The organism is Frigoribacterium sp. CFBP 13605, assembly GCF_014839405.1.
Taxonomy (GTDB): domain Bacteria; phylum Actinomycetota; class Actinomycetes; order Actinomycetales; family Microbacteriaceae; genus Frigoribacterium.
The window spans coordinates 1-12,070 of sequence record NZ_JACYNS010000080.1 but is presented as its reverse complement, the minus strand read 5'-3'; the positions used below and the strand labels follow the sequence as shown (position 1 = coordinate 12,070).

The window sequence follows — 12,070 nt, the reverse complement described above, 5'->3', positions numbered from 1 at the left end:
GTGGTGCGAGCGGCCGCTCGCCGGGGCGCGCCTGGGTGCCGCGTCGCCGGACGCCCGGGAGGCGCGGGTCGGCCAGCCGTGCCCGTCGCCTCGGGGCACCGTCGCTAGGGTGTGCGTCATGATCGAGCTCGACGACGCCACCCTGCGTTCGCACCTGCTGGCCGCCCTCGCCGTCGAGCGGTGGGTCGACGACGTCGCGGCGCAGGCGCCGTTCGCCGACTCCGACGCGCTGATCACGGTCGCGGCCGCCGCCGCCACGCCGCTCAGCGCCGCCGAGATCGACGAGGCGATGGCGCACCACCCCCGCATCGGTGAGAAGCCGGTCGGCGACGGCGCCGCCCAGGCGTTCAGCCGGCGCGAGCAGGGCTCGGCGGTCGACGCCGACGACGAGACGCTCGCGCAGCTGCTGGCCGAGGGCAACGCTGCGTACGAGCAGCGCTTCGACCGGGTGTTCCTGATCCGTGCCGCCGGTCGGAGCCGGGCCGAGATCGTGGGCGAGCTGCACCGGCGACTCGGGCTCGACGACGACACCGAACGGCGGATCGTCGGGGCGGAGCTGCGCGACATCGCCCTGCTGCGGTTGCAGTCGACCTTCGCCGAGTCGGCACCCACCGGGTCGGCACCCGCCGGGTCGGCACCTGCCGGGTCGGCGTCCGCCGAGTCGGCACCCGCCGGATCGGCACCCGCCGGGTCGGCACCCGCCGGGTCGACGTCCGCCGAGTCGGCACCCGCCGAGCCGGTGTCCGCCGACCACGACGAGGCCCGAGCATGAGCCACGTCACGACGCACGTCCTCGACGCCGCACTGGGCCGCCCGGCCGCCGACGTCCCCGTCGCGCTCTACGACGCACGGGGCACCGAACTCGCCACCGGCGTCACGAACGCCGACGGGCGCGTGCCCGAACTCGGCCCGGACGCCCTGCCCGCCGCCGACTACCGACTGGTCTTCGAGACCGCCGCCTACTTCGCGGCGGCCGGGCGTGACACGTTCTACCCGCGGGTGACCATCGACTTCACCCTCGCCGACGAGTCGAGCCACTACCACGTGCCCGTGCTGCTCAGCCCGTTCGCGTACTCGACCTACCGCGGCAGCTGACCCCCCTCGCACGACGGCTCAGTAGTCGGTGCGGTGGTCGTGGCTCGCCCACGCCTCGAACGGCGCCGGTGCGTTCGCCGGGCGCACCTCGTCGACGGGGAGGTCCCAGGTCGACCGGTCGCGCGCGAACAGTTCGTAGAACTCGAGGTCGTCGAAACCGCCTCGCGCGGCGTCGTGCCGGTCCGCGGCGTACACGACCCGGTCGACCCTGGCCCAGAGCGACGCCGAGAGGCACAGCGGGCACGGTTCGCACGAGGTGTAGAGGGTCGTGCCGGCGAGGGAGAAGTCGCCGACCGCCCGGCACGCCGCCCGGATCGCGGTCACCTCGGCGTGTGCCGTGGGGTCGAGGTCGGCCGTCACCCGGTTCCGACCCTCGGCCACGAGTTCGTCGCCCCGCACGATGACGGCCCCGAACGGTCCGCCCCCGTTCGCGACGTTCTCGACGGCCAGTTCGATGGTGCGGGCCAGCCAGCGGGCGTCGTCGGCGTCGGTCACGGTGTCTCCTCGGGGTGGGGCGGGGGTGGGGCGGTTCGGCTCGACGAGGCTCATGCGAGACCCGCGGAGGCGCGCCACGCGTCGTGGGCCGGCGGGGCGTCGTCGCGCAGCACGGTCGCCTCGATCAGACCGTACGGGCGATCGGCGGCCCAGAAGACCTCGCCCGGGTTCTCGAGGCCGAAGGGCGACAGGTCGTAGGCGAAGTGGTGCTTGTTCGGTGCCTTCAGGCGCACCTCGACGATCGAGGGGATCGCCTCGAGGACGGCCGTGCCCATGTGCCACAGGGTCTGCTGCAGGGCGAGCGACTGCAGGGTGGCGAACTCGCGGACCATCAGGCGCTTGACCTCGGCGTACGTGGCCTCCCAGTCGACGTCGGTCGTGCCGAAGCGCCACTTCGCGTCGAGCGCCGTCGCCATGACCCGGTCGTGCGTCTCGGGCAGGGTCGTGAACTCGTCGGTCAGGAACCCGGCGAACTCGGAGCCGGTCGACTTGAGCAGGACCAGGTCTTTCAGCCCGCCCACGACGTACTCGCCGGTGCCGTCGACCGTGACGGCGGCGGTGCGCACCTCTTGACCCGAACGCAGCCAGGTGTGGTCGTGCTCGCTGCCGTCGACCACGGCCCGCTGCCAGTCGTACTGCTCGATCTCGATGCGGGCACCCGTCACGGGTTCGACGTCGTGCACGAAGTGGCGGGCGAGCTCGAGCCCGAAGCGCTCGACGGCTTCGACGCCCTTCGACTTCGCGAACGCGAACGCGGTGTTCTTCTGGGTGTCGGTCGGCAGGACGGCACTCTGGTCGCCGCGGAGGTACGCCGCGTCGAAGGGGCCCCGCAGTGCCGTCGTGACGTTGACGTCGCGGATCTCGTGTCGGGGCCCGTCGCGGTAGAAGCGCACGAGCCGCGACTCCGCCTTGCCGTACTGGTTGTCGCCGAGGATGATCGCCATGCGGCGATGATCACACAACCGTGTGAACGACTTGTTTCACGATCGGCGATTTGTGAACAACTCGTTTCAGAGGGCTTATCGGGGCGAGGCGTCGACTCGCTACTGTGCTGGGCATGGCGATCTCCGAGGCGACCCCCGCACCCCCGTCGGGCCCCGTTCCTGCGACCCCGATCCTGCAACCCCTGTCGCCCGGCGATCGTGGCGATGCCCTCCCCTACGTGCCGGCGACCCTCGCCACGACCCTGTGGGGGCGCCTGCCCTGTGCCTCCGACGAGCCCGTGCTCACCATCGACCCGGGCACGGCCGTCCTCATCGACACCCTCAGCCACGAGGGCGTGCTCGACGACCAGGGCCGTGATCCTCAGGCCTTCTTCGCCCGCCACGGGGTGCCCCCCGAGCACGTGCTCGACGACGCGGTCGCCCTGGCCGCCGCGAGCGACGACCAGCACGGTCGCGATCCGGGTGCCGACGGCCCGCACGTCGTGACGGGCCCCATCGCGATCCGCGGCGCCCAGCCCGGCGACGTCGTCACGATGACCCTGCTCGACGCGACACCTCGCGTGCCGTACGGCGTCATCTCCAACCGCCACGGTCGCGGGGCCCTCGCCGGCGAGTTCCCGCTCGGCGCCGATCCGGTCAGCGTCTTCGCGGCCGTCGACCACGAACCCGACGGCTCCCTGGTCGGCACGTTGCCGCTCGCGCCCGGTGCCGGCCACACGGTGCGGTTCCCGCTGCACCCGTTCCTCGGCATCATGGGGGTCGCCGTCGCGGGCGACGAGCGACCGCACTCGGTGCCACCGGGTCCGCACGGGGGCAACGTCGACATCGCCCTGCTGACCGAGGGTGCGTCCCTGCACCTGCCCGTCCAGGTGCCCGGGGCCCTCGCCTACGTGGGTGACCCGCACTTCGCCCAGGGCGACGGCGAGGTCGCACTCACCGCGATGGAGGCCAGCCTGCGCGTGACCGTCCGGTTCGACCTGGTGCCGCGCGCCGAGGCCGTGGCGCTGTTCGGCGAGATCTCCGGGCCGCTCGCCGAGACCGCCGAGTCGCTGGTGCCGACCGGCCTCGACGAAGACCTCGACGAGGCGGTCCGCGCCTGCGTCCGAGCGGCGATCGACCTGCTCGAGGCCCGCTACGGCATGGACCGCAGCCTCGCCTACGCCTACCTCTCCGCGGCGACCGACTTCGACATCTCGCAGGTCGTCGACCTCGTCAAGGGCGTCCACGCCCGCATCCGCAAGGCGGACTTCGGTGGCTGACGCGACCCGTACACCGCCGGGCCACCCCGAGGAGGCACGGGTCGGCTCGGGCACCGTCCCCACCTCGGTCGAAGGCGAACTGCCCGACGGCCTGCTCGAGGCGTTCGACGCCTACGAACGCGCACTCGCCGCCGACGACCAGGCCGCGCTCGCCGCGGCCTTCGAACCGACCGCCACCGTCATGCGCGCCGACGCCGGTGGGCTGCTGGTGGGGCACGACGCGATCACGGCCTTCCGGGGGAGGCGCGGGTCCGGTCCGGTCCGACGGGTGGTCGAGTGCCACGTCCGGGTCGTCACCGCCGACGTGGCGATCGTCGTGTCGGTCAACGCCCCGGCCGCCGGGGGTCGTGGTGTCGTCACGCAGCTCTGGCGCCGCGATCCGGATGCCGGCCCGGGGGGTGCCCGCTCCTGGCGGATCGCCTCGGCCCAGGTGCAGGCGTCGCCGCCGGCGATCGACCGCCGGGTCTGGCGGGTCGTGGGCGAGCCGCTCGTCTCGGGAAGCCGAGGGGACGACTCGACCGGCACGGCGCCTCCTGCCCTCTCGGGCGAGACGGTCGCCGTGAAGGACTTGTTCGCGGTCGCAGGCCACGCGATCGGGGCCGGCGTGCCTGCCCGGCTCGCGGGTGCGGCCCCCGAGTCCCGGCACGCGGCCGCGGTGCAGCACCTGCTCGACGCCGGGGCCGACCTGCGCGGCATCGCGCAGACCGACGAGTTCGCGTACAGCATCGCCGGACGCAACTCGGCCTACGGCACCCCTCCCAACCCGGCCGTGCCGGGTGCGATCCCCGGCGGCTCGACCAGTGGCCCGGCGGCGGCCGTGGCCCTCGGGCAGGTGAGCATCGCCCTGGGCACCGACACCGGCGGATCGCTCCGCGTGCCCGCGTCCTACCAGGGGCTCTGGGGCATCCGCACCACCCACGGGGCGGTCGATCGCGCCGGGCTGCTCCCGCTCGCGCCGAGCTTCGACACGGTCGGCTGGCTGACCCGCGAGGTCGACACCCTCCGTCGGGCGGCCCGAGCGTCGGTGTCCCTGGCCGACCAGGTGTCGGTCGAGCCGTCGTACGTCGTCGATCCGCGGGTGCTCGCGTCGGTCGAGCCCGGCGTGCGTGCCGGGTTCGTGAGGGCTCTCGACGAGGCGATCGCCGCGGGGCGGGTCGAGCGTCCCGAGGAGGTCGTGCTGGGCGACGTCGCCCACCTCTTCGAGCTGTTCCGCGTGCTGCAGGCCTTCGAGGCCTGGCAGTCCGACGGCGACTGGATCACCGAGCACCCGGGCGAGCTCGCCGCCGACGTGTCGGCCCGCTTCGCGTTCGGCGCGACGGTCTCGCCTGGGCAGGCCGAGGAGGCGCGGGTCGCCCTCGGCCACGAACGTCGCCGTCTCGAGGCCCTGCTCGACGGCCGGGTGCTGCTCCTGCCCAGCGCGTCCTCGGCCGCGCCCGCGCTCGGTGCGACCGCTGCCGAGGTGGACGCCGTGCGCTCGGCGACCCTCGGGCTGACGTGCATCGCCGGCGTGCTCGGCGCCCCCGCCGTCTCGGCGCCGGTCCTCGAGGTGCCGCTCGCCTCCGGGCGGAGCGCGCCCGTCGGGCTGTGCCTCGTGGGCCCCCGCGGGGCGGACCTGTCCCTGCTCGATCTCGCGGCGACCTGGGCGACCTGATGCCCGCCCCGGCCTGTGCCCGACGAGTTCACCTGGCTGAAACACGGGTTGCGTAGGGTGGGACGGGTGAAACGCGTCTTCCAGCCGATCGACCCGCCCGCCCGCCTCCTGATGGGCCCCGGCCCGATCAACGCCGATCCCCGGGTGCTCCGTGCCATGTCGGCGCAGCTCGTGGGGCAGTACGACCCGGCCATGACCGCCTACATGGACGAGACCCAGGCGCTCTACCGCGAGGTGTTCCAGACCTCGAACGAGCAGACCCTGCTCGTCGACGGCACCTCGCGCGCCGGCATCGAGGCCTCGCTCGTGTCGTTGATCGAACCGGGCGACAAGGTGCTCGTGCCCGTCTTCGGTCGCTTCGGCCACCTCCTGCGCGAGATCGCGGAGCGCTGCGGGGCCGAGGTCCACGTCATCGAGGTGCCCTGGGGCCAGGTCTTCCCGCTCGAGACCATCGTCGAGGCGATCGAGCGCGTCCAGCCGAAGCTGCTCGCGGTCGTGCACGGCGACACCTCGACGACGGTCGCCCAGCCCCTCGAGGGGCTCGGCGAGGTCTGCGCCCGTCACGGCGTGCTGTTCTACACCGACGTCACGGCGTCGATCGTCGGCAACGCCTTCCGCACCGACGAGCTCGGCCTCGACGCCGTCAGCGCCGGCCTGCAGAAGTGCCTCGGCGGCCCCTCGGGCTCGTCTCCCGTCACCTATGGCGAACGGGCGGTCGAGGTCATCCGGGCCCGCACGTCGATCGAGGCGGGCATCCGCACCGACGGCGACACGACCAGCAGCCGACGCATCGCGTCGAACTACTTCGACCTCGCGATGATCTTCGACTACTGGGGTCCTCAGCGCCTCAACCACCACACCGAGGCGACCACCATGCTCTGGGGTGCCCGCGAGTGCGCCCGCCTCGTCGTCGACGAGGGCGTCGACGTCGTGGTGGCACGACACGAGCTGCACGGCCGCGCGATGCTCGCCGGGGTGCAGGGGCTCGGCCTCGAGACGTTCGGCGACCTCGCGCACAAGATGAACAACGTGGTCGCCGTGGTCATCCCCGACGGGGTCGACGGCGACCGGGTGCGCGGTGCCCTGCTCACCGACTTCGGCATCGAGATCGGCACCTCGTTCGGCCCGCTGCACGGCAAGGTCTGGCGCATCGGCACGATGGGCTACAACGCCCGTCGCGACACCGTGCTCACGACGCTCGCCGCGCTCGAGGCCGTGCTCCGCCGCGAGGGCGCACCGATCACGAGCGGGGGCGGCGTCGGGGCCGCGTGCGACGTCTACCTCGACGCCGACCGGGCAGGAGGCGCGGCGTGAGCGACGAGGCCCGCCTCGTCCTCGAACGCTGCGACGCCCTGGCCGCGGTCTCGAGCAGCCCCACCGGCATCGAGCGCGTGTACCTCTCGCCCGAGCACGCCCGGGTGAACGCGATGGCCGGCGAGTGGATGCGACGGGCCGGCATGACCACCTGGCAGGACGCGGCCGGCAACCAGCGCGGCCGCTACGAGGGCACCGAGCCCGGCCTGCCCGCCCTGCTGCTCGGCTCGCACCTCGACACGGTGCCCGACGCCGGCCGCTACGACGGCATCCTCGGCGTGCTGCTCGGCATCGCCCTCGTCGCGCGGCTCGAAGCGTCCGGCACCCGTCTGCCGTTCGCGATCGAGGTCCTCGCCTTCGGCGACGAAGAGGGCACCCGTTTCGGCACCGCCCTGCTCGGTTCCCGTGCAGTCGCCGGCACCTGGCTGCCCGAGTGGTGGTCCCTGGCCGACGCGTCCGGCACGACGCTGCACGAGGCCTTCGTGGCGTTCGGCCTCGACCCGGACCGGGTCGGCGACGCCGCCTACGAACCGGCCGACGTGATCGGCTACCTCGAGACCCACATCGAGCAGGGCCCCTACCTCGAGGAGGCCGACCGGGCGCTCGCCGTCGTCTCGTCGATCGCCGGGGCACGACGTTTCGAGCTGACGCTGACCGGGGTCGCCGGTCACGCGGGGGGCGTCCCGTTCCGCCGTCGGCACGACGCGCTCGCCGGGGCCAGCGAGATCGTCCTCGCGGTCGAGCGACTGGCCCGAGAGGCCGACTGCATCGCCACGGTGGGTCGCCTGCAGGCGTTCCCCGGCGGCGTCAACGTCATCCCCGGTCTCGTCGAGTTCAGCCTCGACCTCCGCGGCGAACACGACGACCGACGCGACGAGGTCTGGGCCGGCATCCAGGCCGTCGCGGCCGAGGTCGGCGAGCGTCGAGGGCTGACCCTCGCGGTGGACGAGACCCACCGTGCGCCGGCCGTCGTGGCCTCACCGCGCCTCCGGGGGTTCGTCCGCGAGGGCATCGCCGCCACCGGCGACGCCGACCCGATGGTGCTGTTCTCGAAGGCCGGGCACGACGCCATGGCCGTCGCCGAGCTGACCGAGTGGGCCATGCTCTTCGTCCGCTGCGGCAACGGCGGCATCAGCCACCACCCCGACGAGATCGTCACGATCGACGACGTGGCCGTCGCGCTCGACGCCTTCGAGGCCGCCGTGCACGCGGTCGCCGCGGCGCACCCGGTCGCGGCGCGGGCGTCCGCGTGAGCGGCCGCCGCGGAGACGGTGCTCACGGCGACGACACGCACGGCGATGTCGCCGCTGCCACCGCTGCCGCCGGCGCGGACGCGGCCGAGGGTGAAGGAGGCGCGGGCCCGGTCGAGGGGGCGGGCATCCGTGACCGCATCGACTCGGGCTACGGCCGCCTCTCGCCGCAGGAACAGCGAGCGGCCGACTTCATCCTCGACCACCTGGACGATCTCGCCGTCTACACCGCCACCGAGATCGCCGAGCAGAGCGGCGTCTCGAAGGCGACGGTGTCGCGGCTGTTCCGGCGGCTCGGCTTCACCGACGCGCAAGAGGTGCGCGACCAGGCGAGGGCGTCGCGCAGCCGTGGCGTCCCGGTCGGGCCGACCCGCGCCTCCGGTGGGCTCGCCGAGCACGCCGAGGCCGAACGTCACAACCTCGACGTGATGCTCTCGGGGCTCTCCGACGGCCGACTCGAGCGTGCCGCGGCGTTGGTCGCCGGGGCCGAGCGGGTCGTTGTGGCCGGGTTCCGCAACAGCTACCCGGTGGCGCTCCACCTGCGGCAGCAGCTGGTCCAGGCGCGGGACGACGTGCGCGTGGCGCCGCAGCCGGGCCAGTCCATCGGCGAAGAGCTGGTCGGGCTCGGGGCGCGCGACGTCGTCGTCCTGGTGGGGTTCCGTCGTCGGCCGGCCGGGTTCGCCGGCGTGCTGTCGTCCCTGGCTGCGCGCGGCGTGCCCGTGGTGCTCGTGGCCGATCCGTCGCTGCGTGGCGTCGACGTGACGGTGAGGCTCGACTGCCCGGTCGAGACCCCTGCCCCGTTCGACAGCTACGCGAGCGCGATGAGCCTGGCCGCCCTGCTGGCCGGGGCGGTGCTGACCGAGACCGTGCGCGCCGGCCGGCCCGAGGGTGGCCGCAGCCGCGTCGCCGAGATCACCGAGCTGTACGCCGAGCTGTCCGAGCTCGAATGAGCCTGACGTCAGCTCACGGGGCTGACCTCACGACCTCGGCTCGCGTCCAGAGTGGCCTGGGCCGGGTGGGTGGCACGCCGGGCGGCCGGGCGGCGGGGCGGCCTGCTCGGTGCCTCGCGGGTTCGCCCGGGCGCTATGTTGTCGGACGGAAACACCGGTCTCGGCTCGAGCGGTGGGGGTGACGAGAGGCGACGAGATGAACGAGATCGTGACGACGCGGCGGACGATCGGGGCATTGGTGGCCACGGCGGCGCTGACCGCCGTGTTCTGCACGTCGATCCCCGTATCCGCCCGGGCTGCGGAAAGCGACGCGGTCGTCGTCCGTGTCGCCGGCGACGACCGTTTCTCGACGGCCGTCCGCATCAGTCAGAGCGTCTTCTCGGACGACGAGACGCCCGTCGAGCCCGTCGGGCCTGCGATCGACAGGACCCGGGAGGCGCGGGTCGTCTACCTCGCCTCGGGACGCGGTTTCGCGGACGCCCTGAGTGCCGCCCCCGCGGCCGCACACCTCGGCGGGCCGTTGCTCTTGTCCGACACGACTGAGGTGCCGGCGGTCGTCCTCGCCGAGATCGCGCGGCTCGACCCCGAACGCGTCGTCGTGGTCGGTGGCGAGACGTCGCTCTCGCCCCGGGTCGTCGACCAGGTCGAGCGCGTCGTTCCCGGCGCCACCGTCGACCGTGTGTTCGGAGCGGACCGCTTCGCCACGTCGCGCGCCATCTCGATCGACGCGTTCGTGGACGACACCTGGCAGGCGCCGGCCGTCGGGAGGCCGCGAGACGTCATCTCCCTCTACGACCCCGCCGACCACACCGGCTACGACGTCAGCTTCGACGACGGAGCGCTCTTCGTCGCCACGGGTCGATCGTTCCCCGACGCCCTCGCGGCCTCGGCCGCTGCCGGCGCCCACGACATGCCACTCATCCTCGTACCCGGAGAAGCACCGTCACTCGACGAGCCGACCCGAGACCTCATCGCCGCCGTCGATCCGGGCTACCTGTATCCGGTCGGCGGTCCCGCGGTCATGAGCCAGGGCATCGTCGACGACCTGAGACGCGTCGCGCCCGTCGACGGCACGGCCCATGAAGTGGAGAGGCTGTCGGGTGGCGACCGCTACGAGACCTCGCACTGGACAGGGTCGACCGCTTTCTCGACGCACTGGGGACTGCCCTACGGCGTCGACCACTTCACCGAGACGAGCGTCTTCGTGGCGAACGGGGAGAACTTCCCCGACGCCCTGGCCGGTGCTGCCGCTGCGGGGTACCTGCGCCAACCCCTCTTCACGTCGCGCGCCGCGTGCATGCCCAGCGCGACGTACCATGCCGTGGACTTCCAGCAACCCGACGAGGTCGTGCTGCTCGGCGGTCCGTCCGCCCTCGCAGATCGGGTCGCGGACCTCAGCCGGCTCTGCTGACCGGGATCGCGCGCGTCGCCATGACCGGGGCCGGCGGCCGGCACGAGCCGGACGGCCCCGTGCTGTGTCGTCAGCGGCGCAGCACCGGCCCGTGACCCGGCAGCACCACCCGTGCCCCTCGGTCGACCAGCCGCCCGTAGGTGCGGCCCGCCTCGGCGAGGTCGGAGTGGAAGATCGGGTGCAGCATCTGCACGCCGTCGAGCCGTGAGGTCGGGTGGCCGGTGACAAGGGCGTCGCCCGTGATCAGGACGTCGTCGTCGGGTAGCGCGAAGACGGTGTGCCCGGGGGTGTGACCGACCGCGGCCGTCGGCACGACACGGTGACCGCTGAACGTGCGCGACGCCCCGAGGTCGAGCGGCACGACGTCGGTCACGGCCACGTCGCCCAGGCCTCCGGCGCGCACCGCGTGCAGCACCCAGCGGGCGAACCGCGGCTTGTACAGGTGCGGCAGGACGTCGCCGACGGTGACCTGGTGCAGCTGCTCGCGGGTCACGTTCGGCACCTCGGCGTGCGCCGCGAAGACCTCGAAGCCGTGCCGCCGACGCAGGGCCGAGACGGTGCCGATGTGGTCGCTGTGCCCGTGCGTCACGAGCACCGACGTGAGCCGGGCGTCACCGGCGCCCGTCGCCGACGCCACGGCCCGGAGCGACGACTCCACCAGCTCGAGGTCGGCCGGGTAGCCGGCGTCGACCAGCGTCAGGGTGCCGTCGCCCGCGAGGATCGTCCAGTTCGACGCGGGACCCTCGACGAAGTGCACGCCCGGTGCGACCTCGACGGGAGCCGCCGCCTTCGTCGGACTCACGCCGCGACCTCGGCGAAGGCGCTGGGGCCGCCCCTCACGAGGCGACCCCGGTGTCGGGACGGACGAGCAACCGCGCAGGAGGCGCGCTCGGCCCCGCCAGCCGGCCCCCCACCCACGTCGCCGCGACCTCGCCGAACAGGCGTGCGTCGTCGTACGCGGTCACGGGGTTGCGGTGCGAGAGGTCGTCGACGTCGATCGTCACGGGTGTCTCGGGGGCGAACGCGACGAGGTCGGCGTCGGCGCCGACGGCGATCCGCCCCTTCGTGGGCAGGCCGACGAGGGCCGCCGTGCCCCGGGACATCCAGCCGACGACGGCCTCGAGCGGGATGCCGCGCTGCCGGGCCCCGGTCCACACGGCACGGAAGCTCAACTCGAGACCCGAGATGCCGCCCCACGCCACGTCGAAGTCGCCGTGCGCGGCGTCGGGGCCGCCGGCGAACTTGAGCTCGCGGGTCGAGGGGGAGTGGTCGCTCGCGACGACGTCGATCGTGCCGTCGACGAGCGCCTGCCAGAGCAGCTCTCGGTTGGCCTCGCCACGGATCGGCGGGCAGCACTTGAACTGCGTCGCGCCGTCACCGATGTGCTCGGCGTCGAAGGTGAGATAGTGCGGGCAGGTCTCGACCGTGAGCCGCAGGCCCTCGGCCTTGGCGGCGCGGATGGTGTCGAGCGCCGTCGCGGACGAGAGGTGCAGGACGTGGGCACGACCACCCGTGGCGCGGAGGGCGTCGACCACTTGTTCGATCGCCGTGCGCTCGACCACGTCGGGACGCGAGCGGACGAACGCGTCGTACGCCGCGCCTCCTGCGGGTGTTTCGGCGGACGAGGCACCGGCGCCGGCACCGCCTCCGGCCTCGGCGCCGCCGGCCGCGTCATCGGCGCCGGTCGGCGAGGCCGCGGCG

12 protein-coding genes are annotated in these 12,070 nt (G+C 73.6%); 8 read left to right on the top strand and 4 right to left on the bottom strand.

Features of this window, described 5'->3' with window-relative positions; all coding sequences use genetic code 11:
• Positions 1-118 precede the first annotated feature (118 nt).
• Both uraD and uraH read left to right on the top strand, forming a co-directional pair.
• Positions 119-772 (top strand): 2-oxo-4-hydroxy-4-carboxy-5-ureidoimidazoline decarboxylase, encoded by a 654-nt coding sequence (gene uraD / locus IFT36_RS12635; RefSeq protein WP_200413300.1) that lies wholly within the window; start codon positions 119-121, stop codon positions 770-772.
• Positions 769-1,095 (top strand): hydroxyisourate hydrolase, encoded by a 327-nt coding sequence (gene uraH, locus IFT36_RS12630; protein ID WP_159827984.1) that lies wholly within the window; start codon positions 769-771, stop codon positions 1,093-1,095. Before uraD ends, uraH begins: the two co-directional genes overlap by 4 nt.
• An 18-nt stretch (positions 1,096-1,113) precedes the next feature.
• Here the strand turns inward: uraH and IFT36_RS12625 are convergent, their stop codons facing one another.
• Together IFT36_RS12625 and pucL are read right to left on the bottom strand one after the other, a co-directional pair.
• On the bottom strand, positions 1,114-1,590 hold the full coding sequence (locus IFT36_RS12625) for a nucleoside deaminase (protein ID WP_267659226.1): 477 nt from the start codon (positions 1,588-1,590) through the stop codon (positions 1,114-1,116).
• A 50-nt stretch (positions 1,591-1,640) separates the two neighbouring features.
• Positions 1,641-2,534 (bottom strand): factor-independent urate hydroxylase, encoded by an 894-nt coding sequence (gene pucL / locus IFT36_RS12620; RefSeq protein WP_056043854.1) that lies wholly within the window; start codon positions 2,532-2,534, stop codon positions 1,641-1,643.
• A gap of 113 nt (positions 2,535-2,647) precedes the next feature.
• Between pucL and IFT36_RS12615 the strand changes: the two genes are divergently transcribed.
• The 6 genes from IFT36_RS12615 to IFT36_RS12590 all read left to right on the top strand — a co-directional run bounded on the left by IFT36_RS12615 (position 2,648) and on the right by IFT36_RS12590 (position 10,369).
• A complete protein-coding gene (locus IFT36_RS12615) occupies positions 2,648-3,793 on the top strand; it encodes an acetamidase/formamidase family protein (RefSeq protein WP_200413298.1) in 1,146 nt (381 codons plus the stop codon).
• Entirely contained in the window at positions 3,786-5,444 is a 1,659-nt protein-coding gene (locus tag IFT36_RS12610) for an AtzH-like domain-containing protein (protein WP_307785096.1), read from the top strand. Before IFT36_RS12615 ends, IFT36_RS12610 begins: the two co-directional genes overlap by 8 nt.
• 111 nt (positions 5,445-5,555) lie before the next feature.
• Complete coding sequence (locus tag IFT36_RS12605; RefSeq protein ID WP_200413301.1) at positions 5,556-6,758, top strand: pyridoxal-phosphate-dependent aminotransferase family protein; 1,203 nt, start codon at positions 5,556-5,558, stop codon at positions 6,756-6,758.
• Positions 6,755-8,011 (top strand): allantoate amidohydrolase, encoded by a 1,257-nt coding sequence (locus IFT36_RS12600; protein ID WP_307785094.1) that lies wholly within the window; start codon positions 6,755-6,757, stop codon positions 8,009-8,011. The genes IFT36_RS12605 and IFT36_RS12600 overlap by 4 nt, the downstream gene beginning before the upstream one ends.
• Positions 8,008-8,958 carry a MurR/RpiR family transcriptional regulator gene (locus IFT36_RS12595; protein ID WP_233568466.1) on the top strand — a complete coding sequence of 317 codons (951 nt, stop codon included), beginning with the start codon at positions 8,008-8,010 and terminating at the stop codon, positions 8,956-8,958. The genes IFT36_RS12600 and IFT36_RS12595 overlap by 4 nt, the downstream gene beginning before the upstream one ends.
• Positions 8,959-9,154: 196 nt before the next feature.
• A complete protein-coding gene (locus IFT36_RS12590) occupies positions 9,155-10,369 on the top strand; it encodes a cell wall-binding repeat-containing protein (RefSeq protein WP_157485186.1) in 1,215 nt (404 codons plus the stop codon).
• A 70-nt stretch (positions 10,370-10,439) separates the two neighbouring features.
• On the opposite strand, the gene IFT36_RS12585 is transcribed toward IFT36_RS12590, so the two are convergent.
• Together IFT36_RS12585 and IFT36_RS12580 are read right to left on the bottom strand one after the other, a co-directional pair.
• Positions 10,440-11,171 (bottom strand): MBL fold metallo-hydrolase, encoded by a 732-nt coding sequence (locus tag IFT36_RS12585; RefSeq protein ID WP_123571365.1) that lies wholly within the window; start codon positions 11,169-11,171, stop codon positions 10,440-10,442.
• A 34-nt stretch (positions 11,172-11,205) separates the two neighbouring features.
• The coding region (locus IFT36_RS12580; RefSeq protein WP_200413296.1) for an amidohydrolase family protein at positions 11,206-12,070 on the bottom strand (865 nt) is incomplete at its 5' end.

Excerpts from the sequence above, each read along its gene's own strand:
- uraD (WP_200413300.1), top strand. The coding sequence starts at position 119 with ATGATCGAGCTCGACGACGCCACCCTGCGTTCGCACCTGCTGGCCGCC.
- IFT36_RS12590 (WP_157485186.1), top strand. The coding sequence starts at position 9,155 with ATGAACGAGATCGTGACGACGCGGCGGACGATCGGGGCATTGGTGGCC.
- uraH (WP_159827984.1), top strand. The coding sequence starts at position 769 with ATGAGCCACGTCACGACGCACGTCCTCGACGCCGCACTGGGCCGCCCG.
- IFT36_RS12605 (WP_200413301.1), top strand. The coding sequence starts at position 5,556 with ATGGGCCCCGGCCCGATCAACGCCGATCCCCGGGTGCTCCGTGCCATG.
- pucL (WP_056043854.1), bottom strand. The coding sequence starts at position 2,534 with ATGGCGATCATCCTCGGCGACAACCAGTACGGCAAGGCGGAGTCGCGG.
- IFT36_RS12615 (WP_200413298.1), top strand. The coding sequence starts at position 2,648 with ATGGCGATCTCCGAGGCGACCCCCGCACCCCCGTCGGGCCCCGTTCCT.